The sequence below is a fragment of the Eggerthella timonensis genome (assembly GCF_900184265.1).
In the GTDB taxonomy this organism is placed as follows: Bacteria; Actinomycetota; Coriobacteriia; order Coriobacteriales; family Eggerthellaceae; genus Eggerthella; species Eggerthella timonensis.
Window position 1 is genome coordinate 1,030,090 of the sequence record NZ_FXXA01000002.1, and the last position, 25,139, is coordinate 1,055,228.

Consider the following 25,139-nt stretch of genomic DNA (forward strand, 5'->3'; position numbering starts at 1 on the left):
ACGGGGAGGGCTACTTCGCGGAAGCCGTCACGGTATTGACGCGCTCGGCCTCGGGCATCATGGCGCTGACGATCTCGAGATCGGCGATCTCCTTCTCGGCGTCTCCTCCTGCGGCGTTGATGCCGGCGATGCGACCGAACGTCAGGCAGCGGCCGTGGTTCGTGCCGGGGCAGATGGTGGGGTAATCGTTCGAGAAGTACTCGCCGCCCGCGGCGCCGCACACGTACAGGCCCTCGATGGGGTTGTTCTCCTCGTCGAGGATGTGGCACGCCGTGTCCTGGCGCAGGCCGCCCGAGGCGGCAAGCAGCGTGGAGACCAGCTGACCGGCGAAGTACGGCGGCGTGTCGATAGGCCACAGGATCTCAGGACGCTTGCCGAAGTCATCGTCGTTGCCTTTGGCGGCCAGCTCGTTGTAGCGTGCGACGGTAGCCTTCAGCCCTTCGGCGTCGATGCCCGCCTTCTCGGCCAGTTCGTCCAGCGTGTCGGCCTGGAACAGCAGCCCCTGGTCGATCTTCGCCTGACGCAGTTTCAGCTCCACGTCCATGTCGAACGGCACGCCGAAGCGACGGTACTGCTGGTCAGACGAGATGCCGCCCGAGATGCCGTCGTTGCACGACTGAGCGAACGATTCAAGCGAGTTCGCATCGTAGATGGTGAACGCCTTGCCTTCAGGCTGGTACGATTTCACGCACGATTTCGACTGCGTGTTCACGTCCTCGTTCATGAAACGCTGCCCGTTCTTGTTCACGTGCAGGAAGTTATAGCTTTGGGCACCGGATTCCAGGTGGATGGTAGCGCAGTGCGGCTCGGAAGGCTGCATGGCGCCGCCGATCCACATGGCCTGCTTGTGCAGGTCGCCGGTGGAGATGCCGAAAGGGATGTACAGGCGGCTGTCGGCGTGCCAGGTGAAGGGCTGGTAACGCGTGCGCATCTCGTCGTCATCCAGGTAGTCGCCCGTGGCCACGATCACGGACTTCGCGTTGATTTGCTTGTACGAACCCTCCGCGCCCACAATGGCACCCGTAACGGGTCCGTTTCCGTCGCGCAGCAAGCGAGCGCACGGCGTTTCGTAGCGGTACTCCACGCCCAGCTTCTCTCCCTGTTCGATAACCGCGGGGATGAGCACGGCCATCCCAAGGCCCTTGGACACGCCGTCGAGGTACACGAAGTCGGTGGTGTCATCGTAGAAGAAGTGCGTGATGGGCTCCTCGGTGTAGTCGGGGCCCTTGTAGTAGCCGGCCCACAGCGTGGGCTGCAAGCCCGACTCGGCCACGAGGTCCACGAGCCAGTCCATGCACGCGCCTGACTTCTTTGCGAATTGCCATAGCAGCGGCTCTTTCACGCGACCCGTGGCCCATTCGGTCAGCCGGCGCACGATGTGCGCGTAGTCGGCCTCCTCGAACCAGCCTTCTTCGACATACTGCTTCACGATCTTCGAGCCGTATGCGGTGATGTGTCCGCCGCGGCCGGAATACGTGTTGCACTTCTCGATGCAAAGCGTTTTCGCGCCTTCCTGCGCAGCGGCGACCGAGGCGATGGCGCCTGCGAATCCGCAGCCCACCACGAGCACGTCCACATCCTCGGTACCGGTGATCTGATCGGCGGGAATGTCGGCCGGGGGCGTCATGAACGACCACTCGACGGCAGCGTTCGCGCCCAACGGGTTGTTGGCGAGGCTCGCGGAATCGGCCGCGCCGCCAGCCGACGCCGTGCCCTCGGCCCCCTTGCTCTCGGCGGCTTGGGTGCCGCTGGGCGCGCAACCGGCGAGGCCGGCTCCTGCGGCACCCAAGCCGGCCAGGCCCGCTCCGATGAGGAACTGGCGGCGAGAAACTCCCGTTGAGGCGTGTGCGGCGCATTCGTTTTTCGACATGATTGAACTCCCTCTCTCCCTGATGCTCGCTGATCGACTACGGTGGACGCGGTCGATCTCCTGGCGCAGACCATACCGAAGCTGCGGCGCGCCCGGCTATCCCCTTTGCGCGGTAAATCGCCAGAAATCGAATCTACCCCCGGAAGGGGTAGGCGAACGATGTTGGCGCGGGCGTGCGCTGTGCTACCATGCAATCCACGGAAACAAGCAGCTCGGGGAGGGGCGATGGAGACCGTGCCAAACGAACAGGAAAGCCGCAGCCGGGATGTTCCGCCCAGCTGCGGCTTGACGGGATGGCAGGAGCGTCACGGCATGCTGCGCTCGTTTCGCCGCGAGATGCGTGTGCATCCACGGTTGTCGGTGGGTTTCGGCCTGTTTTGGACGTGGGTGTGGCTGGTGTTCCAGACGACGTTCTTCAATCCCCCGTTCCTTGCGGCGCTCGACTTCCCGCTGCCCGGATGGATCGTGCCGTTGTCGGCGTACGCCTGCACGTTCCTGGTGTTGGGACTGGCTTTCAAATGGAAGCGTGCCGTGCCGCAGGGGAGGTGGTACTGCATCGCCGTGCCTGCTTCCATGTCGGCGGGTGTGGCCACATGCGGCGTGCTCTCGTTCTCCCCGCTCACCGTGGCGCCGGTGAACGAAGCGGTCGTGTGCCTGGGAGGCTTGCTCATGGGGGCTGGCACGGCATGCTTGCACGTTGAATGGGGTCGTGCGTTCGGCGATTTGGGCCCGCGCATCACCATCTTGCACGGCGTGGTGGGAACGCTCGTCGCCGCCCTGATCACGGTTGTCATCACGCTGTTGCCGGCGTATGCGGTATGGGTCGTCGCGCTTCTCGTGCCCTCCGCCAGCATGATGCTGCTCGCGAAGGACGCTCCCGCAACGCCGCAGCTGCTTTCGTACGGCTTGGAAGCGCAGCTGCGCGTTCCGCGCAGGTTCCTCGTCACGTCGTTCATCCAGGGGGTTTCGTTCGGCATCGTGCAAGCCGTGTTGCTGCTCGGTGGCGGCGAAGAGCCCGTGGTCGCGCTCTCGGCAGTCAGCTTCGCCCTGTCCGCCTTGGCTTTGCTCACCTGTGCGCTCTTCTTCCGAATGGATTTCAACCAGCTGATCTACCAGGTGGGGTTCCTCATCATGTCGGTCGGATTTCTCGTGCTGGCCGTGATCGGCCCTGATGCGCTCGGCGGTCTGCTCATCCACGCGATGGGCTACCGTTTCGTCGACATCATGTTGTGGGCGCTCTGTGCGTTCCTCATCAGTCAACGCGGTCTGCCGGCCAACTGGGTGTTCGCCATCACGACGTGCGTTCTGCTGCTCGGGCAGATCGCCGGCGCTTTCGTGGGCAGCACCATGGTGGCGGCCATGCCCATCACGGTGCATACGGCTCGCGACCTGGCTACCGTCATGGTGTTCGTCCTGCTGGCAAGTTCGCTCGTGATGAGCGACCGCAAGAACCTGCAAATGGGGTGGGGCATGGCGCGGCCCGGCGACATCGGCGCGGTGCCCGACAGTTTCGATCAGGCGTGCGATCTGGTATGCCGCCGCAGCGATTTGACCGCGCGCGAATGCGAAGTGCTCGCCATGCTGGCGCGCGGGGCCAGCCGCGCGGTCATCTGCGACGAGCTGACGTTGTCGAAGGAGACGGTGAAAACCCATGTGCGCAACATCTACCGCAAGATGGGCATTCACTCGCAACAGGATCTGCTGGCGGCCGTCGTGGCCGAGCAGCGCGCGCTTGGCATGCAGGAGGAGGGCGAGCTCATCGAGGCCGCCTTGTGACGCGTCGCCATCCTCGAAAACTTCTTGAAACATTTCGCCGTTAGTTTGATTACGGCAAGTTGATCACGTGGTTTGCCCGGCTGCCGTGCTATCGTATGCGGATGGCCCCTCCGCAGGCGCAGCGGACGGGCGCCCCGCTTTGAACGCAACGAGTAAGGAGCGCATCCTCATGGCGAAGGTTTCGGATATTTACGGCTCGATGGTGTTCAACGAGCACACGATGCAGGAGCGCCTTCCTTCTGCAACGTACAAGAGCCTGATCAAAACCATGAAAGAGGGTAAGCCCCTCGAGATCGAGGTGGCCAACGTCGTGGCGCACGCCATGAAGGAATGGGCCATCGAGAAGGGGGCGACCCACTTCACGCACTGGTTCCAGCCTCTGACCGGCATCACGTCCGAGAAGCACGACAGCTTCCTCGATCCGTGCAGCGACGGTCGCGCCATCATGAGCTTTTCCGGCAAGGAGCTGATCCAAGGCGAGCCCGATGCGTCGAGCTTCCCGTCCGGCGGCTTGCGCGCCACCTTCGAGGCCCGCGGCTACACCGCTTGGGACCCCACCTCCTACGCGTTCATCAAAGACGAGGTGCTGTGCATTCCCACCGCCTTCTGCTCCTACACCGGCGAGGCGCTCGACAAGAAGACGCCGCTGCTGCGTTCGATGAGCGCCGTCGAAGAGCAGGCCAACCGCGTGCTCGCCCTGTTCGGCGAGCCGCATCAGCGCATCGTGCCCACCTTGGGGGCCGAGCAGGAGTACTTCCTCGTCTCCGAGAAAGCCTATGCGCAGCGGCAGGACCTTATCATGACGGGCCGCACGCTGTTCGGCTACGCGCCCTGCAAAGGCCAGGAGCTCGACGAGCACTACTTCGGCGCGATCCGCCCCACCGTCAACGAGTTCATGAAGGAGCTTGACGACGAGCTGTGGGCGCTCGGCGTGCCGGCGCGCACGAAGCACAACGAGGTGGCCCCGGCCCAGCACGAGCTGGCGCCCATCTTCACGAACGTGAACCGCGGCGTGGACGAGAACCTCCTCACGATGGAGAAGATGCGCCTGCTGGCATCGCATCACGGCTTGGTGTGCCTGCAGCACGAGAAGCCGTTCGAGGGCATCAACGGCTCGGGCAAGCACAACAACTGGTCGCTGTCGGCCGGCAAGAAGAACCTGTTCGACCCCGGCGAGAGCCCCATGGACAACCTGCGCTTCCTCGTGTTTCTCACGGGCGTCATCCAGGCTGTGGACGACTACCAGGAGCTCCTGCGCATGTCGGTGGCCTCCGCCGGCAACGACCATCGCCTCGGCGCCGACGAGGCGCCGCCGGCCATCATCTCGATCTTCCTCGGCGACGAGCTTGACGCCATCGTGGACGCGCTCATCGACGACCACGAGTACACGAGCGCAGACAAAGTGGCCATGGACCTGGGCGTGGCCGTGCTGCCGAACTTCCTCAAGGACAACACCGACCGCAACCGCACCTCTCCGTTCGCGTTCACGGGCAACAAGTTCGAGTTCCGCATGCCGGGCTCGTCGGTGAACCTGTCGGACGCGAACATGATCCTGAACACGGCGATGGCGAAGAGCCTCAAGGATTTCGCCGACGCGATGGAAGGCAAGGCGGGCGAGGAGTTCGAAGCCGCCGCCATCTCCTATATTCGCGACGTGCTGACGGCGCATCAGCGCATCATCTTCAACGGCAACGGGTACGCCGACGAGTGGACGATCGAGGCCGAGCGCCGCGGTCTGGCCAACCACCCCACGACGGCCGACGCCCTGCCGTGCTTCGTCGATCCGAAGAGCATCGCGCTGTTCGAGGAGTTCGGCGTGCTCACGGAGACCGAGGTGCGCAGCCGCTACGAGGTGAAGCTGGAGAAGTACAACAAGCTGCTGAACATCGAGGTGCGCACGATGAAGCGCATGGTTCGGCGCGCGTTTCTGCCGGCGATCAACGACTATGCGGCCGAGGTGGCCGGCAACATCAACGCCATTCGCGCGGCCTGCGCCGGTGCCGACACCGATCAGCAGGAAGAGCTGCTGCGCCGTCTGCTGCTGGGCATCAAAGAGATCGACACGCAGCTGCGCACCCTGGGCAAGCTGCATCACGAGACGCTAGAGATCGAAAGCGAGCAGGAGAAGGCGAACACCTACGCGCACGAGGTGATCCCGGTCATGGACAAGCTGCGCGCCGCCGTCGATGGGCTCGAAGTGCTCGTGGACCGCGACCATTGGCCCGTTCCGACGTACAACGACATCCTGTTCTACGTGTAAGAACCTGCATAATTCGGCATACGAAGCGCCCCGGTTCGGAATGGACCGAGGCGCTTCTTTTCGGGCGGTACGCATAAGGTCACGCGCGATTCGCTTGCCACGCCGTTGCGCTTACCGATTACCCTTTGGTGTCGTGCGATGTCGCAGACTTTGGCAAAAAAATCGACTTAGGAAGATTCTGGCAGTCATGGATAATTAGCGACCTGGGGTTTCGTGATGAGCTTACCCTGGAAACCGTCGAATCATCTTCCTAAGTCGATTTTTTTGCCAAATTCGCTATCCTCTGACGACCAGATTGGCGGTGTCGCTCGAGGTTTCGTGCGACACCGCACGAGGGGGTCGGCGTTTGCCTTACCGTGCATCGCCTGCTTGCTTGCGCCGATCTTCGATCTCCTGCGTGCCCTGGTTCAGCAGCACCACGCCGCCGACGACGAGCGCGATGCCGACGCACGTGATCCAGTTGAAGGGGTCTCCCCAGACGATGATGCCGATGGCGGCCGTCAGCACGGTGCCCACGCCGCCCCAGATGCCGTACACGAGGCCCAGCGGCAAATGCTTCAGCGTGAATGTGAGCAGCGTGAACGACGCGAGGTAGCCGATAAGGGTCAGCACCGTGAACAGCGGCACGGTGAACCCAACCGAGAGCTTCATCATCGTGGTGGCGAACACTTCGAGCACGATGGATACGCTCAACAGCGCATACGGATGAATGCGGTCCATGATTACGCTCCCATCTTCAATACGACCACGCCGGCGATGATGGCCACGAGGCCCATCGCCTTCTTCGCGTTGAATCCCTCGTGCCAGAACGCCGTGCCCACTACGGCGGTCAGAGCGATGCCGAGGCCGGTCCACACCGCGTAGGCGAAGCCGAGCGGCAATTGCTCCAACGTTTGCGCGATCAGGTAGAACGCGACGATGTATCCGACGACGATGCCGACGACGGGCAGCTTGCGCGTGAACCCGTTCGACAGCTTCATCATGGAGTCGGCGAACACCTCGAAGACGACGGCGATGCCGAGCAGCACGTAGGGTGACATGATTCCTCCTATTCGCTTGACCCTGATTGATCAAGTTCTGATATCCTAAAGTATCCCCTAAGGGACGAGTCAATCGCCCCATGTGCAGAATGTGGAGGAGCGCCATGAGAAACGACCTGCTTTCCATCGGCGAGGTTGCCCACCTCAAGGGCGTGGGCGTGAAGGCGCTGCGCTACTACGAGCGTATCGGCATCCTGCGCCCCGCGTATGTGAACCCCGACACGGGCTACCGCTACTACGCGCTGCGCCAGATGAACGAGCTCGACGTGATCGTGTCGTGCGTGCAGCTGGGCGTACCCCTCAAAGAACTGGCCGACTACGTATCCGAGCGCGGCGTGATGGATATATCGTCCCTGTTGGAGCGCGCATACGGTCTGGCGAAGGAGAAGCTGCGCGCAACGCAGGCCATTCTCATGGAGTTGGACGGCTATCGCTCGGAGATCGCCGTGCAGGATGCGCTGCGCACCTCGCCGACCCCGTACGAGCGCACGCTGGGCGACCGCACGTTCCTGGCGATACCGTGGGATCGTCCGGCGTTCGACGCGAAGCGCTACACGAAGGCCATGACCGAGCTGTACGGCGAAACGAAGCGCGCCGGCATCGCGCCGCTGTTTTTGCAGGGCATGATCTGCCTGCAGCGTGGCGCAACGGGGAGGGCGATGGCCGGCGCGGAGGAGGGGGCGGGGCCGTCCTGGTACGTCGCGCTCGAAGTGAGGGCGTTGCCGGGCGAGAAGCTAACGGCGCCGCACGAGGCCAACATGTGCCTGCTCGAGCTGCCCGGCGGCATGTTTCGAGGTTGGCGCGTCGAGCGCGAGACGTTCGAGCTGTGCTATCGCGAGGTCTTCGAAGAAGCGCAGGCCGCAGCCGTCGAAGAAGCGCATGAAACCCTGCTGGCGTTCGAGGTCTGGGACGCCGAGCTCCGCACCGACCGTACCATCGTCGAAGTTCTGAGGGGATAGATCCTACCCCTCGTCGTAGGCGGGTTCGGCTTCGCCCTCCGCGCTGGGGGACGCGGGGCGCGCTGCGTCGACGTCTTTAATGCCCTTGAGCGGGATGCGGGAGCGCAGGAGCGCCACCCAGCCGATGAGGGCGACGCCCATCGAGACGACGATGATCGCGCCCACGCCCACCACGTAGTTCGGCCACGGCAGCACGGCCACCAGCATCCCCAAGCAGCCGATGGCCGTATGCGCGAAGTTGATGAGCGACGACGCGGCCCCGGTGTCGCCGTCTTGCTGCGACAGCAAGACGTTCGTGCTGTAGGGGCGAACGGCGGCTTCCGTCAGCGCGAACACGAGGAACGTGACGCAGAACAGCGTCGGGCCCAGCTCGCCCACGGCCAGCATGGCCGCACCGGATGCGAGCGCGACTGCCAGCAGGATGCTCGTGAAGCGGCGCGCCGACACGAAGCGCGATGCTGCCAGCCAGATGAACGGCCCTGCCGCCGTCAGCAGCGCGGCGAAGGCGAAGTACATGCTGTAACCCAGCTCGGTCAGCCCGAAGAACGTGATGTACACGTACGATCCTACGGCGATGTACGCCATGAACGGCAGGTTGTACAGGCCGACGATGCCGAGGAACGCCGAGAACCCCTTGTTGCGCGCCACCGCGCCCAGCTGCCTCATGCTGCCCAGCACGGTGCCCTCGTAGCGATCTTGGGCGGGGAGCGTCTCGTCGAACAGCAGAGCCAGCACCGCGCAGACGAGCCCGATGGCCGCGAGCACCCAGAACGTCATGCGCCAGTCGGCGACCTGCAGGATGAGCGCGCCCGCCACCGGTGCGAGCACGGGCCCTACCACGAACATCACCTGCACCACGGACAGCAGCGCCTCGCGCCGCTCGGGAACGACGGCGTCCTTCACCACCGCCGTGGACACCGCGCTCACCGCTCCGGCGCCGAGGGCTTGCAGAATGCGCATGGCGATGAGCATGACGATGTCCGCCGACAGCGCACACAACGCGCTGGCCAGCGCATACGTGAGAATACCTGCAAGCAGCACGGGCTTGCGGCCGTAGCGGTCGCTCGTGGGGCCGAACGCCAGCAGGCCCACGGCGAAGAACAGGAAATACCCCACGAGCGTGAGGTTTACCATGCCCTCCGACGTGTTGAAATGTTCGGTCATGTGCGGGACGGCCGGCGTGTACATGTCCAGCGACAGGGGAGTGACGAGCGACGTGATGACCAGCAGTACGATAAGCCCCAACGGCCCCAATCGCCGTTGCGGTTGCGCCAGCCACGAGTGCAGTGCCATGTGCGTGATTCTCCTTGCAAAGCAGCGCCCGACAGGCGCATGAAGGTTCAGGTTGAACTCCCAGTATAAAAGACTTCGCGCCCGCCGTCAGGCGGGCAAGGTTGGCAACGTGAGGGTGAAGGTGGTGCCGCGGGCCTCGTCGCTGGCGGCAACGAGGGTGCCGCCGTGCTCCTCGGCAATGGCGTGCGCGATGGCCAGCCCCAGGCCGTAGCCGCTGTCGTCGCGCGTGCGCGCCTTGTCGGCGCGGTAGAAGCGGTCGAACACGTGGGGGAGGTCCTCGGGCGCGATAGCGAAGCCGGTGTTGTGCACTGACAGCTCGACGCGCCGCGCGCCCCGTCGCAGCGCGACATCCACGCTACCGCCGTCGTCGACGTACTTGCACGCGTTGTCCAGCAGCGTGCCCACCAGCTTGCGCAGCCGCATCGCGTTGCCGCGCACCAGCACGCTCTCGTCGAGGCGCGATTGCAGGTCGATGGCGCGCTCGAAGGCAACGGACTCGAACTGCAGCAGCTCACCTTCCACGAGATCGGCAAGGTCGAGCCGCTCCATCGTCGGTTTCGAGGCGCCTTCGTCCACCTGTGCAAGCAGCAGCAGGTCGCCCACGAGTTCCTGCATCTGTTCCGCTTCGTGTTGGGTGCTCTCGATCCACTGGCTTTGGCTGGCGATGCTGCGCTCGGGGTGCTCGAGCAGGATGGACGTGTTCGCGAGGATCACGGTGAGGGGCGTCTTCAGATCATGGGACGCATCGGCCACGAACTGCCGTTGCTGGCGCCATGCGCGGTCGACGGGCCGCAGCGCCCAGCGCGAGAAGAACATGCTGACCACGAAGAACGCCGCCAACGCCGCCACGCCCACGCCCGCCAGCGTGAGGGCCAGGGTCTGCCAGCCGCTGGCGGCGCTCATGTCCACGAACGCGAGGTACGTGGTGCCTCCCACGACGCGCTTCTCGTAGAACAGCCCCAGGCCGTCCAGGTTGCCGGTGCCGTCGGGTTGGTCGGCCAGCGCTTCTGCGGCCTGCGTCCGCACGTCGTCGGCGATGGAGGCCGTCGTGCGCGTGGGGACGGCGGTCAGCGCGCCGTCGTCGCCCACCGAGAACACGGCCACGGGGATGGTGGGGTCCGATCCGCCGCGCTTGCCGCCGATCTCGGGTGGCGTGGAGCCTTCGCGATCGACGTCGGTCGGCGCCTGCGCGCCGGCGCCTCCTCCGGGCTGGCCGCCGCCCGGCGCGCCGGACGCGTCGCTCACGTGGGCAAGGGCGCCGTCGAGCGTCTCGTGCACATGGGCGACGCTCTGCTGGTAGTTGATGACGCAGATGGCGGTGAACACCGCGGCCAGCACCACGGCCACGGTGGCCATGTTGAGCGCGATGAACTTGATGCGCAGCTTCTTCAGCATGCGGGGCCTCCGTCTTCCGAGGAGTCGCCAGCGGCGACCTCGGCTGCCGCGCCACCGGCGTCCGCGACGAAGCGGTAGCCCGCCCGGCGCAGCGTCTCGATGCGCGCGGACGACCCGAGGAACTTCATCTTCTTGCGCAGAAACGACACGTACGCCTCCACGTTGTTGTCCTCGGCGCTCGATTCCACGCCCCACACCTTCGCGATGAGCATGTCCTTCGACACCACCTGCCCGGCGTTCGCCATGAGCACTTTGGCCAGGGAAAACTCCTTGTAGCTGAGGTGGATGGACTTCGCGTCGCACGACAGGTCGTGGCTTTCCAGGTTCAGCACGAGGTCGCCGGCGGCCAGCTTTTCGAACAGCACCTCGCCCTGGCGGCGCGTCAGCGCGCGCAGGTGAGCCAGCAGCTCGGCGGGCGCGAAGGGCTTGGTCATGTAGTCGTCGGCGCCGCTGTCGAGGCCGGTGATCTTGTCGGGCACGGCGTCGCGCGCGGTCAGCAGCAGCACCGGCACGCTGATGCTCTCGCGGCGCAGCTGGGCCACCACGGCGAACCCGTCCATCTTCGGCAGCATCACGTCGAGGATGATCACGTCGTAGTCGCCGCATTCCGCGTAGGCGAGGCCCGACGCGCCGTCGTGGACGACATCTGTCTGGTAGCCGTTTTCGGCCAGTATGTGCGCGAGCGCCCGCGCCAGGCGCACGTCGTCTTCAATGATGAGGACCTGCATGCCGACCCGCTTTCCTTCGAGTGCCTCGCTTCCATTGTAGCGGCAACCCTGAAAAGCATCTGAAAGAAACGCGTCGAATCCCCCTGCGGGGATGCTGAGGACAGGGGGAGGGAACCCTCTCGGGCGTGAGACCTTCCCGGCCTTGGCGTTCCTGCACGGTCGCCCGCGGGCGGCGGGGCCTTTCAGGGAACTTTCAGGCTGCGCGACTAGGATGCGGTGTCTGATGGAAAGGAGCGGTATCCCATGACAACGTTCACCGACGTATTCGAACGCAAGGAAGTGAAGTATCGCCTCGATGCGCGGCAGCACCGCGCGATGACGGCCGCGCTGCGCGGCCGCATGGCGCCCGACGCGTTCGGCCGCACGCGCATCGTGAGCCGCTACCTCGACACGCCCGAGCGCGCGCTCATCGAGCGGTCGCTGGACAAGCCGCTGTACAAGGAGAAGCTGCGGCTGCGCGGGTACGGCGCGCCGCAGGCTCACGACCGCGTGTTCGTGGAGATCAAGACGAAGTACAAGGGCATCGTGTACAAGCGCCGGGTGGGGTGCTCGCTGGCCGCCGCCTGCGCCTATCTGGACGGAACGCCGTACGAGAAAGCCTGCGAGCGCTTCCCGCTGGCCGACGCGGAGATGGCTGCCGAATCGCTGTCGCCGCGCAGCGTGCAGATCGCCCGCGAGATCGATGCGTTCGCGGCGCGCCATCGGCCGCTGCGGCCCTCGATGCTCATCACCTGCGAGCGCACGGCGTACGCGTCGCTCGCGTGCGGCGACGGGGCCGCTGGCTCAGGGGTGCTGGCGTCCGTCGCGCCTGCCGACGTGCCGGATGACCTGCGCATCACCTTCGACGCCGCCATCGCTTACCGCGACCTGTTCGCGCCGCGTTCCGACGCCGCGCACGCGCTGCTGTCGTCCGGCGACGCCGTGATGGAGATCAAGTCGTCGGGCCCGTTTCCGTTGTGGCTCGTCCGGGCCCTCGATGCGTGCGAGGCGTACCCGTCGTCGTTCTCGAAGTACGGGGAAGCGTACCGGGCCTGCACGGCCGCTGCTGGTCGGGGCGGGGCGATGCCCTCTGTGGCGCGCGCGTCCCAAGCGGCCGCCGAGCAGAAGGCCGAGCGGTTCGCCGCCGCGCTGCGCAGCCGCCCGCGCCGCTTTCGCGCCCCGTCCCACACGCCCACCCGTTGCTGAGTTGCTGAGGCGCTGCGGGCACGGAAATCGGCTCGAAGTAAGCAATTTTGACGTTTTGCGAACGTTTCCCGCTCCGAAACGACTTCGCATTTCAAGACGCTTCGCAAAAGGCCAGGTGAGCGATTCCGCTGGAGGCTTACTGCGGTGTTCGAAGTACGCAAAACGAAAAAATTGCTTGGAACTTCGAGATTCGCGTGTCCGAAGGCCTCGAAGAGCCCCCATCCCTCTACCTGAAAGGAACCAATCGTGCTAGATGCGGCTTTAACCTCGATATTCGGATCGGCGGAATCGCTCGTTGCGGGCGTGTCCACCGTCGACTTCTTGCTGTGCTGCCTCGCGTCCATCGTGCTGGGCGCGGCGGTGGCCGCCATCTACATGTTCCGCCACACGTACTCCAAGAACTTCGTCGTGACGTTGGCGCTGCTGCCGCTCATCGTGCAGATGGTCATCACGCTGGTGAACGGCAACCTGGGTGCGGGCATCGCGGTGATGGGCGTGTTCAACCTCGTGCGCTTCCGCTCCATCCCTGGCAGCGCGAAGGACATCGGCAGCGTGTTCCTCGCGATGGCCATCGGCTTGGCCACGGGCATGGGATTCATCGCGCTGGCCGTGCTGTTCACCATTATCGTGGCCATCGTGAACGTGGGCTACGTGCTGTCGCCCTTCGGCAAGCAGAAGGAGCCGGAGAAGACGCTGAAGATCACCATTCCCGATGACCTCGAGTACGACGGCGTGTTCGACGACGTGCTGAAACGCTACACCGACGAGCATGAGCTGACGCTCGTGCAAACCACGAACATGGGCAGCCTGTTCTTGCTCGAGTACGCCGTGCGCATGAAGCAGCCCGGCCTTGAGAAGCGCATGATCGACGAACTGCGCTGCCGCAACGGCAATCTCAAGATCACCTGCGGCCGCGCTGCCGCGAGTAAGGATGTGTTGTGATGAACGGAAAACTGCAGGGCTTGAGCCCCTTCGTGTGCGGCATCGTGCTGTTGATGATCTTGTGTTCGGCACTGCTGATGCACGGGTGCGCGTCAAGCGGCGACGCCGAACCCGCCGCCTCCGCTAGCGTCTCCTCCGCCGACGCGACGGCGGACAGCGACGCTTCCGACGCCACGTCGTTCGCCGATGTCGCGGCTTCTTTCGACGCGTCGGCGCTCGACCTCGACTACAGCAACCGCGACCAGGACCCCTCCTACGACGATGCTGCCGCGACGCATGTCGTGCTTGCAGGCAGCGCGGCTACCGTCGAAGGGTCTGGCGCGACGGCGGACGGCTCCACGGTGACCATCACGGCTGCGGGCGTCTATGTGGTGTCGGGCTCGCTCGACGACGGCCAGCTGGTGGTCGAGGCGCCCGAGGACGCGAAGGTGCAGATGGTGCTCGCGGGTGCGACCATCCACAACGAGGACGGGCCCGCCGTGTACGTGAAGCAGGCCGACAAGTGCTTCGTCACGCTGGCCGACGGGACGCAGAACGCGCTCACCGACGGGGCGGAGTACGTGCTGGAAGACGGCTCCGACGAGCCGTACGCCACGCTGTTCAGCCGCGCCGACCTCACGTTGAACGGCTCGGGCACGCTGACGGTGACCGGCGCGTACCGTCACGCGGTGTGCTCGAAGGACGACCTCGTCGTCACGGGCGGTACCTACGCGGTGTCGGCGGCGGAGGACGCGCTGCGCGGTCGTGACTGCGTGAAGATCCTCGACGGCGACTTCACGCTGACGGCCGGCGGCGACGGCATCAAGTCGAACAAAGACACGAACGCCGTGAAGGGCTTCGTCTCCATCGACGGCGGCACGTTCGCCATCGAGGCGGGCGACGACGGCATCCAGGCGCAAACCTATCTGCGCATCGCGGGCGGCGAATTCTCCATCGCCGCGACGGACGACGCGCTGCATTCCGGCCTCGAGGGGCTGCTGGCGGGTGGCACGCTCGACATCGAGACCGGCGACGACGCGTTCCATGCCGAGACGAAGCTCGTCATCGACGACGGCACGGTGAACGTGACCGCGTGCTACGAGGGCTACGAAGCCGAGAAGCTGTACATCAACGGCGGCGATACCCACATCGTGGCCAGCGACGATGCCATCAACGCAGCACCGGCCGACTTGGCCGACGGAGAGGAGGGCTCTGCCACGGCGGACGCGACTGGAAGCGCTGCTGCTGCGATCGATGCCGCTCCCGCAGCGCCGTCGGGCGACGGCGCCCCCGCGGACGGCGAGGCTCCCACGATGGGCGATGCCCCTGCCGACGGCGAACCGCCCGCTGGCGGCGAACCCCCGAGCGAGCGCGACTTCAACAACGGCGCGCCCGACAACGCGTTTGCCGAGGGCGGCGCGGGCGGCCAAGGCGGCGGCATGGGGATGGGCGACGAGAACTGCCTCATCCAGATCAACGGCGGCTACACCGTGCTCGACGCCGCGGGCGACGCCGTGGACAGCAACGGATCCGTCGAGGTCGCGGGCGGCGTGCTGCTGGTCAACGGTCCCACGAGCGGCGGCGACGGCGCGTTCGACTACGATCTCACGGCCACCGTCACGGGCGGCACCGTGCTCATGGTGGGCTCCACGGGCATGGCGCAGAACTTCACGAGCGGCGAGCAGCCCTTCGCGTTCGCCACCGTCGGCGGCAACGCGGGCGACAGCGTCGCGGTCGTCGACGCCGACGGCACGGTGGTAGCCTCGCTCACGGCCTCCAAGCAGTTCGGCATGGTGCTGGCATCCAGCCCCGCGTTCGAGGAGGGCGGTTCGTACTCGCTCGTGACAGGCGCCACCGTGACCGGCGCGAACGCCGACGGCTACACCGATTCCGGTACGATCAGCGGCGGCGCTTCCACCGAGGTTACTGCGTCCACCACCGCAACCGGCGGCATGGGCGGCCTCGGCGCCGGAGGCGGCGGCATGCCCGCCGGCCAAGGCGGCGACGTCCAGCGCGGCATGCGCGGCAGAGGCGCATCCGCCGACATGACCTAAAGACGCTACGGGTTGGACTCCGCTTCGGCGCATCCAACCCGCGACGCGTCTTCAGAGCCATCTTCGCTCCTAAAACACGCCACAGCAGCTGTGGCGTGTTTTAGGAGCGAAGATGGGTACCCAGCATGCAGCAAGCTTCCGCGGCTCCCCCTTTCTAGCGATCGCGCATCCCGGCTGCACGATCGACCAGCTCCTGCTTGGTGTGCACGTCCGCTTTCCGATAGATGCTTTTGGCGTGGGACTACGCCGCGGTGGACGTGCTCGAGCAGAACGAGACGCCCTCCATCGCCGGGGATGCGATCGCCTCGATGCCGGCGAGCATCGTCGCGGCGGGGTCGGTCGACGTCGACGTGGTGTCGGGTGCCACCATCACCAGCAAAGCGATCATCGCCGCCGTCGAAGATGCCCTGAGCAAGGCGTAGCCGGCACGTTTGGAGGGAAGCGCTGCGCTCCAGGATCAAGAAAGACCTGGGGCGCAGCAGGGAGGCTGTTGGACGCGTGGCCGTGTCTAGCTGATTCGGCTTTCGACCAGGCTGAGAAGCGTCTGACGGGTATGTACGTTGAGTTTGCGATAGATGTTGCGCGTATGAGTACGCACGGTGGAATTCGAGATGAAGAGCTGCTCTTCGATGTATGGAAGGCTCCTGCCCCGTGCAAGCAGCATCAGCACGTCGAGCTCTCGTTTCGACAGTCCGTATTCTGCTGCCAACCGCTCGCAATTTGTCGTCAGGTCGGTTTCCGATGCGATGGGCCTCGTGTCGGTCTGTTCCACCTTGATGGGATCGACGAACGACATGAAGTCCTGTTCCGAAAGGGCGTTTACGGCCACGGTGACGACCAGCAGCGTCATGAGCATGCAGCCTGCAGTGGCGGCCGAATCGGTGAGCCAAGATTGACCGAGCAGCCAGTTGCCCACCACGATGCCGGCAAAGGCGCTGGCGTGAACGACGATGCGATTCCATCCGAACAGCTTGAGGTCGCGTTTTCCGAGTTTAATCTCAATTTCCGGCTGCATTAGCCAGACGAGCTCGCAGAATATGGAATACCCAAGCATCATCGCCGCTGAGACAAGCCATTTGAAACTATCGGGCAGAGCGAAGAGCGATACCAGGCTGAAAAGCACCAAGGTGAGCGTGAACCGATACATCCTCCCTATGAACGGCTTTCCTCTGCCCAGTACGATGAAGGCCATGATGATGGCGAAACCGGCAAATGCCGCCATGACGTTGCGATACGATTCGCCGAACAGGGCCAGGCTGTCCTGGAGAAAGAGCGCGCGCATCAAGCTATAGGCTATGGGGATGGTTACGATTCCCGAGAGCAGCTTCCAGATCGAAGGCGCCACGGTCGCATGTTCGTCAGGGCGCCTTCGAGGTTCGTTGGAGCATCGCATGAGGGTGAGAGCCGACGCGAGCGGCAAGACCGCGATGGCGGCAACCAGCGTCTCTGCCGGCAATGCGGCGAAAACAACGTACAGCACTACGGCGAACAGGCTTGATGCTATCAAGTGAAGGCTCATCCTGTCGGTGTTGATGATGGACCAGAACTTTCCCCAATACATCATCAAAGCCGCCGTACCCACGTCGACCAGCATGATGCCCGCTATGGTTAGATGGAGGTCGCTGCTGGAAGCGAATCCCATGAGCAGCGTTCCCAAGCCCGCAACCAGGCTTGAGGCAAAAAGGAATGACGGGTTTTCGAAGATAGGTTTCGCGGCATTGATTAAAACGAGCATCAGGATGCTCGCGCAAAGGAAGCCTGAGAGCATCAGCATAATGTAAGGCGATTCGGTCTCGTAAAAGGAGCTTCGCGAGAACATCACCGGATTAAGAGCGGCGAAGTACACCCAAGCTTGGAAGTATCCAAAACCGAGCAATCTGAAAAACCCGAGTGCGCTGTTGCGTTTAGAGGCGCCGGTTTCCGTATTTCCCATATAGTCCCCCTTGCGTGCTCTCCCCTGCGCAAGCCTTCGATTTTGCGGCAAGTATACCCCGTTTTCTTTGCGACGAGCTGTCGCAGAACGTGCTGCTTTGCTCACGTTTTGAGAAATCACACCTTTCGGACGAGCCTGCAACGGCGTTTTCGGCTGTTTCCGACGAAGTCGCTCTGCGATGCGAACGCCATAGTGCTCGTCAAGCGCAAAAGCGTGATCACGACAGGAGGGAACCATGGGAAACATCGATAAGAGCGCGGTAAGCCGAAGGGACGTTCTGAAATTCGGAGCTTTGGCTGCTTTGGGCACGTCGAGCATTGCGGCTTTGGGAGGATGCGCTCCGCAGGCGGCGTCGGATCGTGCGGCTGTCACCGACGGGGCGCATATGGAGCCGGGGACGTACGTGGGCAAGGCTCTTGGCCATAAAGGCCTGTTCGAGCTGCCCGTTACCGTTACGGTTAACGAGACTTCTATCTTGGAAATCAACGTGCCCGAGGATAGATTCGAGCATGGGGAGACGACGCCCATTCTTATGAGCGTTCGCGATCGGCTATTTCCCCGGATCATCGCAGCGCAATCGCTTGATGTGGATGCGATCACGGGTGCTACGAGCTCCTCGATGACCTCCAAAAACGCCATTGAAGACGCCCTTAAGCAGGCATATGCGGCGGCGGGGTACGACGAGAGCGCGGTTGAGGCGTTCCACAATCCGGTTGAGCGAGCGGAGGAAGGGGTCGTGGAGGAAATCGATGTCGATCTCCTGATCGTCGGGCTGAGCGTGGGAGGATGCTTCGCGCTCAAGGCGGCAACCGAGCGCATGCAGGCTCTGAACGGAGGAGGCCGCGTGAGCATCATGGCCATCGATCGCGCCGGAAAGGTGGGCGGGCGGTCGTGCCTCACGCACATGATCCAATCGGTCAATCCGAAAGAGCCCATGAAGATGTTCAACGATGGGCAGCCCTTTCTTGATCCCGACGAGTATTTCAGCTTGTGGACCGATTGGGTGAGCGACGATGAAGGCTCTCCGCTGGCCGACCTCGACGTCGTTCGAATGTTCATCGATAATTCGGGAGACACGTTGGATTGGCAGCTGGCAAACGGGTGGCGAATCGGCGGTGCCGATCCCGAAGGCTGCCAGAACGGAACCGTTTCGTTCCATACGATGCCCGCCCCCATGCACCAACCCGGAACGTTCGAAGATCGCCGTATCATCGTCGATGGTTTTCTGCGGCAGTTCGTGGCCGGCGCGCAAGCGCAAGGAGCTCGTATAGAGCTTGAGGCCGAAGGCTATGAAATTGTGTATGACGATGAGGTGGATGCGGTTTCGGGCGTCAAGGCGCGCAACGTCGCTACCGGCAAAGAGTACGTGATCAACGCAAAAGCGGTCGTCATGGGCACGGGCGGATTCGGCGCTAACGGGGATATGCTCTCCAAGCTGCTTCCCGAGCCGTACAACGGACCGTATCCGTTTTTGGGAACGGGCACCGACACGGGGCTCATGGTGCAGTCTGCCATCGACCTCGGAGCCGGCACGCGCAATATCGGCATGTCTCCTATCATCATGCATATAGGTTTGCCTCATTTCCTCAAGAAGTATCCGATCAACGTGGATGAGGGCTCCCTGAACAACTTCACCGGCCGATACAGCACGTGGACGATCAACGACGCGCCGCTTGGTTTGGGTTTGAGCGGCAATCAACTAGCCGTTGGACCCGATGGCAAACGTTTCGCTGACGAGAACCAGATCATGCAGCTCTTCTCGGCGGGAATTCACGTCTCGTCGTGGCCATCGTACAAATGCGGGCATTTCTTTTACTCCCTTTGGTCGAAAAAGGCTTTGGACGAGGTGGCTCGCGAAGGTCTCAACAAGGTGGGTCGCTGGGAAGTCTATCAGTGCCAAGGCGGCGTTCCTCGCGAAATGCCCGTGCCGGAAATATACGATGCCCTTGACGCGTGCGTGGAGGAGGGCATGGCGTGGAAGGCCGACACGATCGGAGACCTTGCCGGCCAGATGGGGGTCGATCCCGACACGTTGAAAGCGACGGTCGGCGAATACAACGAGCTGTGCAAGAAGGGGAGCGACGATGCTTTCGGGAAAGACCCCTCGCTTCTCGATGCCCTCGAAGAGGGCCCGTTTTACGCGATCAAGCTCATGAACGTCATGTTCGCGACCTGCGGAGGGCTTTCCGTGGACGCTCAAGTGCGTGTATGCCGCGAGGACGGATCGACTCCGATCGGAGGGCTGTATGCGTTCGGCTGCGATTCGCTCGGCAATTTGTTGAACCCTCGGCAGAATTACACGGTGTTCCCCGCCATCGCGGCTGGCTGGAATCAAACGGGGGGTCGCATGGCGGCATTGAACGCCGTCGATTATATTGCCGGGACTTACGGGCTGACCGCGGTGAGCACGCAAACGCTTCCCGAAGGCATGGAGCCCCCGAACGCAGACAAGCCGATATGGTAGGGCCCTCGACCGATCGGAGCACGTAGGCGCTTCCGCGGGGCAACCTGTCCATTCAAGAGGGAACTTTGCGAGACTGCGGAGGCGGTCATGCAAGGTTCCCTCCCTGTCTGCTGAAAGAACCTGGAAATACCTATCGCGAGCTTTCCGGTGGCGACTCGTGCTTTCTCGGTGCTATGCTCGTGGACGATCGGGACAGCAAGCTTTCTGACGTGGCGGAGCGCATGGGCGTGAAAAGCAACTACGCCTCGCAGTACAAGCGGCGTTTGCTTGCTCAGGGGATTATCGGCGAATCGGGGCGCGACTCTGTGCGCTTCGATATGCCGGTGTTTCGCGACTTCTTGCAGGAACACCTCGAAGAGCTGTAGAGCGCTTCCGGCCAATCGAACGCATTCGTCCAACGTTTTTTGTCCCTTTCGTCGAATCGGTGACCCTTTGCCGGAATCCTTCGCGCACTTTAGCCGATTGGAGTACAATGATCGGACGAATCAGGAACGAACCCGCACGTCAGGCTGGGGACCGAAGCCCATGCGAGAAGGGATGCGAACATGGCAGACATCACCGAAGTGGATTACATCTGGAAGAACGGGGAAATGCTCCCCTGGGCCGAGGCTACCACGCATGTCTTGTCCCACTCGCTGCATTACGGCTCCGGCGTGTTCGAGGGCATCCGCTGCTATCAGAACCCCGAGACGAAGAAGAGCTACGTCTTCCGCCTGCGCGACCACATGGAGCGCCTGCACCGCAGCTGCAAGATCGCGCTGATCGACCTGCCCTACACGGTGGACGAGCTGTGCGAGGCGACGCTCGAGGTCATCCGCAAGAACAACCTGCCGTCGTGCTACATCCGCCCCATCGTGTACCGCGGGTACGGCGTGATGGGCGTGGACCCCACCGGCGCATCCACCGACGTGGCCATCGCCGCGTGGCCGTGGGATACCTACCTGGGTGCCGACGCGCTCGAAAGCGGCGTGGCCGTGGGCGTGTCGTCGTGGCGTCAGCGCTCGAACAACGCCATCCCGCCGTCGATGAAGTCCACGGCTTCCTACATGAACTCCATCCTGGCGAAGCTCGAAGCCAAGCAGCACGGCTATGTCGAGGCCATCATGCTGAACGAAGCGGGCCTCGTGTGCGAGGGCACGGGCGAGAACCTGTTCATCGTGCGCGACGGCATCCTGTCGACGCCGCCGCTGTCCGACGGCCTGCTCGAAGGCATCACGCGCGACACCATTCTGTGCCTGGCCGACGACCTGGAGATTCCCGCCATCGAGGAAAGCCTCACGCGCAGCGATCTCTACGTGGCCGACGAGGTGTTCATGACCGGCTCGGCCGCCGAGCTCACGCCCATCGGCAGCGTCGACGGTCGCGAGGTGGGCAAGCCGGGCGAGATCACCCGCCTGCTGCAAGACCGCTTCTTCGCCGTGGTGTACGGCAACATCGAAGAGTACGGCGAGTGGTTGGACGAGGTTACGCCGGCTTAACAGCCGTCGTCACTGGTCGACGCTACGGGGCGCTGAGGCACCCAATCTTGCCACTTTTTCGCTTGCCCTCACGTGCGAAAGCACGCTCGGTCGCGAAACGGGGCAATCTCGGGCACCTCAGCGCCCCTCGCTGACTTTATTGGACCTGTAGATTCTAAAGGAGCGCCTCAGGTGAATCGAATCCTCACGTATGACAGCACGCTGCGGGACGGAGAGCAGTGCGAAGGCATCACGTTGTCGCTTGAGGACAAGCTGCGCATCGTCGAGCGGCTGGATGCGTTCGGCGTCGACTTCATCGAAGGCGGGTTCCCGGCGTCGAACCCGAAGGACATCGCGTTCTTCCAGCGCGTGCAGGACATGCCGCTCAAGCACGCGCGCATCGCGGCGTTCGGCTCCACCTGCAAGAAGGACGTGGCGGCCGAGGACGACCGCGGTTTGGCCGACCTCGTTGCCAGCGGCGCCCCCGTGGTCACCATCGTGGGCAAGACGTGGGACGAGCAGGTCACGCGCGCGCTCTTGACCACGCTCGACGAGAACCTCCGCATGATCCGCGACTCCGTGGCGCACCTTAAAGCGCAGGGGCTTACGGTGGTGTTCGACGCCGAGCACTTCTTCGACGGCTACAAGGCGAACGCCGACTACGCGATGGCCTGCGTGCGCGCGGCGAGCGTTGCGGGCGCCGACTCCATCGACCTGTGCGAGACGAACGGCGGCGCGCTGCCGCACGAGGTGGAAGCCATCGTCGCCGCGGTCGCGCGCGAGCTTCCCGAGCAGCAGCTGGGCATCCACTGTCACAACGACTCGGGCTGCGCCGTGGCCAATACGCTCGCCGCCGTGCGCGCGGGCGCCGTGCAGGTGCAGGGCACGGTCAACGGTTTCGGCGAGCGCGTGGGCAACACCGACCTGCTCACCGTCATCGCCGACCTCGAGCTCAAAATGGGCTGCACCTGCGTGGGCGAGGAGCGGCTGCGCGACCTGACCGGCGTCGCGCAGTTCGTGGCCGAGACGTGCAACCTCTCGGTGCCGAACCATCATCCTTACACGGGCGCCTCGGCGTTCGCGCACAAGGGCGGCCTGCACGCCAGCGCCATTGCGCGCTTCCCCGAGGCCTACGAGCACACGCGCCCCGAAGCGGTTGGCAACACGCAGCGCATGCTGGTCAGCGAGTTGGCTGGAAAGGCGTCGCTCATCGCGAAGGCGAAGAACCTGCGTATCGACCTGACGCAGCACGCCGACAAGACGCAGGAGATCCTCGACGACATCAAGCGCCGCGAGGCGGTGGGCTATTCCTACGAAGTGGCCGATGGCTCGCTCGCACTGCTGCTGCAGTGGCACCTCGGCGCGTACCGCCCGCACTTCACGCTGGAGAGCTTCCGCGTCATCGTGGACGACCACGAGGACACCGGCGCGCTGGCGAAGGACGCCATGTCCGAAGCCACGATCAAGATCCACGTGGGCGACCAGCGCTTCGTTGCCACGGGCGAGGGAGCGGGCCCCGTCGGCGCTCTCGACAACGCGCTGCGCATGGCCATCACGGCCTTCTACCCGGAAGTCGCCGACATCGAGCTCGTCGACTACAAGGTGCGCATCCTCGACGAGAACGTGGGCACCGACGCCATCACGCGCGTCGTCATCACCACGCGCGACAAGCACGGCAGCTGGGGCACGGTGGGCGTATCGGAGAACATCATCGAGGCGTCGTGGAACGCGCTGGTCGATTCCATCGAATACGGCCTGATGAGGATTGGGGAGTAGCATGAGCGATCTCAGAACGCCCGAAGTCGAAGACCTCCTGCGCGTGTTCGCGGCGCTCGACGACGAAGACGTGATCTTCTCCCTGCTCGAAGACTTGTTCACCATCCGCGAGATCAAAGAGACGTCCCAGCGTTTGGCCGTGGCGCGCCAGCTGGACGCCGGCAAGTCCTACGCTGCCATCGAGGAGGCCACTGGCGCGTCGGCCACCACCATCGCGCGCGTGTCGAAGTGCCTCTCTTACGGAGCCGGCGGCTACAACGCCGCCCTCAACGCCCTCGACGACGCCGAGAAGAAGCGCCGGTAGAACGCGGGCGCCCCGCTTTTGGGCGCAAAACGGCACCCATGACAATTTTCGGGGCAGCAGTGAACCCTAGGAGCGGAAAGGGTTTTCCGTCACCTGGGGTTTCTCTTGCAGTCGAAGCAGCGAAATCCGAATCGCACGTCCAAAATTGTCATGGGTGCCGTTTTACGCCCACGGCGAGGTACGGCGGGGCGCACCCCCCCCCTACGCGAACGGCGTTTCCTGCTCGGCTTCGCGCAGCAGGGCGGCGCGGGCTTCCACCAGGTCGAGCAGCTCTTGCTGGGTATGCACGCCCAGCTTGTGGTAGATGCTCGACGCATGGCTCTTCACCGTCTCCTCCGACACCACCAGCTCCTCGCTGATGTGCTTGCGGTTGCGGCCGCGCGCCAGCAGCGCGAGCGTGTCTGCCTCGCGCGGCGTGATGCCGTTCTCCACGACGATCACCTGCACGGCCGCGTCGAGGCTGCCGTCCGAGCGCGCCGTGCCGCCCGGTTGCGCGATGCCCCATCCGGTGGTCAGATTGCGGTTGCTCATCATCAAAAGCGCCGCCATCAGCAGGACAAACGACACCACCGTGGCCATGACCTGCATCCAATAGCCCGCGTCTTCCTGCTGGATGAGCATGCTCGCCGACGATCCGCCGATCAGCTGCCCCAGCATGAGACAGCATGTCGGCAACGCCACCACCCAGGTCGCGGGCAGGTCGAACGTTTTGGTCAGGTAGGCGCACAGGCCCCACATGATGAGGTGCACATAGCAGAATCCCACGAACTGCACCGACTGGCCGAGCGCCGGGATCGTCCCGAACAGCGCGATGAGCAGCGCGCCGGTTGCCATGATGCCGAATCCTACCTGGTAGATCAGATGGTTGAAGTCCATCTTCACGAACACTGCGGTCAGCAACAACAGCAGCGCCGCCACCACGAAGCTCAAGGCGTTCAGCAGGATGGTGTTCGACTCGTCGGCCTGCACCACGGTGCTGCCCAGCAGCACGCCCAGCGCGAGGCCGTGCAGCAGTGCGGTGATCAGGAACTTGTACGGCGTGCGCAAGGTGGCGTCCATGCCGTGGTCGAACAGCGTCTTGCGCGGGAAGCTGCGCATGGCCCGATACCAGCACGCGGCAAGCGGAACGGGGATCATCACGAACAGCATCTGCCCGAACATGAGGGGCAGAAACGACAGCAAGCAGATGAGCAGCGCCGAGAGCAGCATGGCCACGATGCCGTGGAACAGCACCTCGCGCGGGCCCAGATAGCCGAACACGCGCCCCCATTCGATGAGCAGGCATGCCGTGCCCAAACCGATCCCCGAGGATCCCAGCGCGTACAGGGCGATGCCCGGAACCTGTCCGAGCGAGGCGTCGCACAGCTCGATCCAGAGATACGAGAGCAACGCGCCGCACGCCATGACCGCAGCGATGGCGCCGATGTACCATCGCTGGCGAAACACGACGTTCGTGCGCTTGAACCATGCGCCCAGCACGAAGTAGGCAAGCGCGCTCACGCCCACCGGCCCGATCCATGAAGGGAACAGCAGCCCGGATGCCAGCGTGACGGACGGGAAGAACAGCGGCCCCTGGAAGGCCATGTTCACCCATGTCCAATACAGCGTGAGGGCTGCGAGCAAAAACGGGCGCGCGGCGATGCTTTCCGCAAGCCGATGGAGCACGAGCGAGCGCTCTCGCTGCTCGTTGATGAGCGCATGGTGATTCACGATCGAGACCCCTC

20 protein-coding genes are annotated in these 25,139 nt (G+C 64.0%); 12 read left to right on the plus strand and 8 right to left on the minus strand.

Annotated elements, in window-relative coordinates:
* Positions 1–10 precede the first annotated feature (10 nt).
* Complete coding sequence (locus tag C1A15_RS04305) at positions 11–1,870, minus strand: FAD-dependent oxidoreductase (protein WP_101721419.1); 1,860 nt, start codon at positions 1,868–1,870, stop codon at positions 11–13.
* A 225-nt stretch (positions 1,871–2,095) separates the two neighbouring features.
* On the opposite strand from C1A15_RS04305, the gene C1A15_RS04310 reads away from it, so the two are divergent.
* Positions 2,096–3,646 carry a helix-turn-helix transcriptional regulator gene (locus C1A15_RS04310; protein ID WP_245864910.1) on the plus strand — a complete coding sequence of 517 codons (1,551 nt, stop codon included), beginning with the start codon at positions 2,096–2,098 and terminating at the stop codon, positions 3,644–3,646.
* 169 nt (positions 3,647–3,815) lie between these two features.
* The gene (locus C1A15_RS04315) at positions 3,816–5,906 is read left to right on the plus strand and encodes a glutamine synthetase III family protein (protein WP_101721421.1); all 2,091 of its coding nucleotides are present in this window, start codon (positions 3,816–3,818) and stop codon (positions 5,904–5,906) included.
* 351 nt (positions 5,907–6,257) lie between these two features.
* Here the strand turns inward: C1A15_RS04315 and C1A15_RS04320 are convergent, their stop codons facing one another.
* Together C1A15_RS04320 and C1A15_RS04325 are read right to left on the minus strand one after the other, a co-directional pair.
* Positions 6,258–6,626 carry a DMT family transporter gene (locus C1A15_RS04320; RefSeq protein ID WP_101721422.1) on the minus strand — a complete coding sequence of 123 codons (369 nt, stop codon included), beginning with the start codon at positions 6,624–6,626 and terminating at the stop codon, positions 6,258–6,260.
* Between the two features lie 2 nt (positions 6,627–6,628).
* Positions 6,629–6,946 (minus strand): DMT family transporter, encoded by a 318-nt coding sequence (locus tag C1A15_RS04325; RefSeq protein ID WP_101721423.1) that lies wholly within the window; start codon positions 6,944–6,946, stop codon positions 6,629–6,631.
* A gap of 104 nt (positions 6,947–7,050) precedes the next feature.
* Here C1A15_RS04325 and C1A15_RS04330 point away from each other — a divergent pair, with 104 nt between their 5' ends.
* Positions 7,051–7,905, plus strand: coding sequence for a MerR family transcriptional regulator (locus tag C1A15_RS04330; protein WP_180952989.1), 855 nt, complete (start codon positions 7,051–7,053; stop codon positions 7,903–7,905).
* A gap of 3 nt (positions 7,906–7,908) precedes the next feature.
* Here C1A15_RS04330 and C1A15_RS04335 read toward each other — a convergent pair whose 3' ends face one another.
* From C1A15_RS04335 to C1A15_RS04345, 3 genes are all read right to left on the minus strand, one after another.
* Positions 7,909–9,198: an MFS transporter gene (locus C1A15_RS04335; RefSeq protein ID WP_245864911.1), complete on the minus strand. Its 1,290-nt coding sequence runs from the start codon at positions 9,196–9,198 to the stop codon at positions 7,909–7,911.
* Positions 9,199–9,285: 87 nt separating this feature from the next.
* A complete protein-coding gene (locus C1A15_RS04340; protein WP_101721425.1) occupies positions 9,286–10,593 on the minus strand; it encodes a sensor histidine kinase in 1,308 nt (435 codons plus the stop codon).
* The gene (locus tag C1A15_RS04345) at positions 10,587–11,321 is read right to left on the minus strand and encodes a response regulator transcription factor (RefSeq protein WP_245864912.1); all 735 of its coding nucleotides are present in this window, start codon (positions 11,319–11,321) and stop codon (positions 10,587–10,589) included. Before C1A15_RS04345 ends, C1A15_RS04340 begins: the two co-directional genes overlap by 7 nt.
* A gap of 243 nt (positions 11,322–11,564) precedes the next feature.
* On the opposite strand from C1A15_RS04345, the gene C1A15_RS04350 reads away from it, so the two are divergent.
* The 4 genes from C1A15_RS04350 (at position 11,565) to C1A15_RS04365 (ending at position 15,903) form a co-directional block, all read left to right on the plus strand.
* A complete protein-coding gene (locus C1A15_RS04350; protein ID WP_101721426.1) occupies positions 11,565–12,506 on the plus strand; it encodes a polyphosphate polymerase domain-containing protein in 942 nt (313 codons plus the stop codon).
* Between the two features lie 246 nt (positions 12,507–12,752).
* Positions 12,753–13,448 carry a DUF4956 domain-containing protein gene (locus C1A15_RS04355; protein WP_101721427.1) on the plus strand — a complete coding sequence of 232 codons (696 nt, stop codon included), beginning with the start codon at positions 12,753–12,755 and terminating at the stop codon, positions 13,446–13,448.
* Positions 13,448–15,481, plus strand: a complete 2,034-nt coding sequence (locus C1A15_RS04360; RefSeq protein WP_245864913.1) for a carbohydrate-binding domain-containing protein — start codon at positions 13,448–13,450, stop codon at positions 15,479–15,481. Before C1A15_RS04355 ends, C1A15_RS04360 begins: the two co-directional genes overlap by 1 nt.
* A gap of 230 nt (positions 15,482–15,711) precedes the next feature.
* Positions 15,712–15,903, plus strand: coding sequence for an FMN-binding protein (locus C1A15_RS04365; protein ID WP_180952990.1), 192 nt, complete (start codon positions 15,712–15,714; stop codon positions 15,901–15,903).
* A gap of 86 nt (positions 15,904–15,989) precedes the next feature.
* On the opposite strand, the gene C1A15_RS04370 is transcribed toward C1A15_RS04365, so the two are convergent.
* The gene (locus C1A15_RS04370) at positions 15,990–17,414 is read right to left on the minus strand and encodes a LuxR C-terminal-related transcriptional regulator (RefSeq protein WP_180952991.1); all 1,425 of its coding nucleotides are present in this window, start codon (positions 17,412–17,414) and stop codon (positions 15,990–15,992) included.
* Between the two features lie 235 nt (positions 17,415–17,649).
* Here C1A15_RS04370 and C1A15_RS04375 point away from each other — a divergent pair, with 235 nt between their 5' ends.
* The 5 genes from C1A15_RS04375 to C1A15_RS04395 all read left to right on the plus strand — a co-directional run bounded on the left by C1A15_RS04375 (position 17,650) and on the right by C1A15_RS04395 (position 23,415).
* Positions 17,650–19,878, plus strand: a complete 2,229-nt coding sequence (locus C1A15_RS04375) for an FAD-binding protein (RefSeq protein ID WP_101721429.1) — start codon at positions 17,650–17,652, stop codon at positions 19,876–19,878.
* A 179-nt stretch (positions 19,879–20,057) separates the two neighbouring features.
* Positions 20,058–20,243 carry a hypothetical protein gene (locus C1A15_RS04380; protein ID WP_180952992.1) on the plus strand — a complete coding sequence of 62 codons (186 nt, stop codon included), beginning with the start codon at positions 20,058–20,060 and terminating at the stop codon, positions 20,241–20,243.
* 180 nt (positions 20,244–20,423) lie between these two features.
* The gene (locus C1A15_RS04385; RefSeq protein WP_101721430.1) at positions 20,424–21,356 is read left to right on the plus strand and encodes a branched-chain amino acid transaminase; all 933 of its coding nucleotides are present in this window, start codon (positions 20,424–20,426) and stop codon (positions 21,354–21,356) included.
* Positions 21,357–21,527: 171 nt separating this feature from the next.
* Positions 21,528–23,111, plus strand: coding sequence for a citramalate synthase (cimA, locus tag C1A15_RS04390; protein ID WP_101721431.1), 1,584 nt, complete (start codon positions 21,528–21,530; stop codon positions 23,109–23,111).
* Between the two features lies 1 nt (position 23,112).
* Positions 23,113–23,415: a YerC/YecD family TrpR-related protein gene (locus C1A15_RS04395; RefSeq protein WP_101721432.1), complete on the plus strand. Its 303-nt coding sequence runs from the start codon at positions 23,113–23,115 to the stop codon at positions 23,413–23,415.
* Positions 23,416–23,616: 201 nt separating this feature from the next.
* Here the strand turns inward: C1A15_RS04395 and C1A15_RS04400 are convergent, their stop codons facing one another.
* Positions 23,617–25,125, minus strand: a complete 1,509-nt coding sequence (locus C1A15_RS04400; RefSeq protein WP_101721433.1) for a response regulator transcription factor — start codon at positions 25,123–25,125, stop codon at positions 23,617–23,619.
* Positions 25,126–25,139: the final 14 nt, after the last annotated feature.

What these genes read in the sequence shown, in the direction of transcription:
- C1A15_RS04330 (WP_180952989.1), top strand. Translation starts at nt 7,051, where the DNA reads ATGAGAAACGACCTGCTTTCCATCGGCGAGGTTGCCCACCTCAAGGGC.
- C1A15_RS04310 (WP_245864910.1), top strand. Translation starts at nt 2,096, where the DNA reads ATGGAGACCGTGCCAAACGAACAGGAAAGCCGCAGCCGGGATGTTCCG.
- C1A15_RS04375 (WP_101721429.1), top strand. Translation starts at nt 17,650, where the DNA reads ATGGGAAACATCGATAAGAGCGCGGTAAGCCGAAGGGACGTTCTGAAA.
- C1A15_RS04325 (WP_101721423.1), bottom strand. Translation starts at nt 6,946, where the DNA reads ATGTCACCCTACGTGCTGCTCGGCATCGCCGTCGTCTTCGAGGTGTTC.
- C1A15_RS04360 (WP_245864913.1), top strand. Translation starts at nt 13,448, where the DNA reads ATGAACGGAAAACTGCAGGGCTTGAGCCCCTTCGTGTGCGGCATCGTG.
- C1A15_RS04335 (WP_245864911.1), bottom strand. Translation starts at nt 9,198, where the DNA reads ATGGCACTGCACTCGTGGCTGGCGCAACCGCAACGGCGATTGGGGCCG.
- C1A15_RS04305 (WP_101721419.1), bottom strand. Translation starts at nt 1,870, where the DNA reads ATGTCGAAAAACGAATGCGCCGCACACGCCTCAACGGGAGTTTCTCGC.
- C1A15_RS04350 (WP_101721426.1), top strand. Translation starts at nt 11,565, where the DNA reads ATGACAACGTTCACCGACGTATTCGAACGCAAGGAAGTGAAGTATCGC.
- C1A15_RS04395 (WP_101721432.1), top strand. Translation starts at nt 23,113, where the DNA reads ATGAGCGATCTCAGAACGCCCGAAGTCGAAGACCTCCTGCGCGTGTTC.
- C1A15_RS04340 (WP_101721425.1), bottom strand. Translation starts at nt 10,593, where the DNA reads ATGCTGAAGAAGCTGCGCATCAAGTTCATCGCGCTCAACATGGCCACC.
- C1A15_RS04385 (WP_101721430.1), top strand. Translation starts at nt 20,424, where the DNA reads ATGGCAGACATCACCGAAGTGGATTACATCTGGAAGAACGGGGAAATG.
- C1A15_RS04370 (WP_180952991.1), bottom strand. Translation starts at nt 17,414, where the DNA reads ATGGGAAATACGGAAACCGGCGCCTCTAAACGCAACAGCGCACTCGGG.
- C1A15_RS04345 (WP_245864912.1), bottom strand. Translation starts at nt 11,321, where the DNA reads ATGCAGGTCCTCATCATTGAAGACGACGTGCGCCTGGCGCGGGCGCTC.
- C1A15_RS04315 (WP_101721421.1), top strand. Translation starts at nt 3,816, where the DNA reads ATGGCGAAGGTTTCGGATATTTACGGCTCGATGGTGTTCAACGAGCAC.
- C1A15_RS04320 (WP_101721422.1), bottom strand. Translation starts at nt 6,626, where the DNA reads ATGGACCGCATTCATCCGTATGCGCTGTTGAGCGTATCCATCGTGCTC.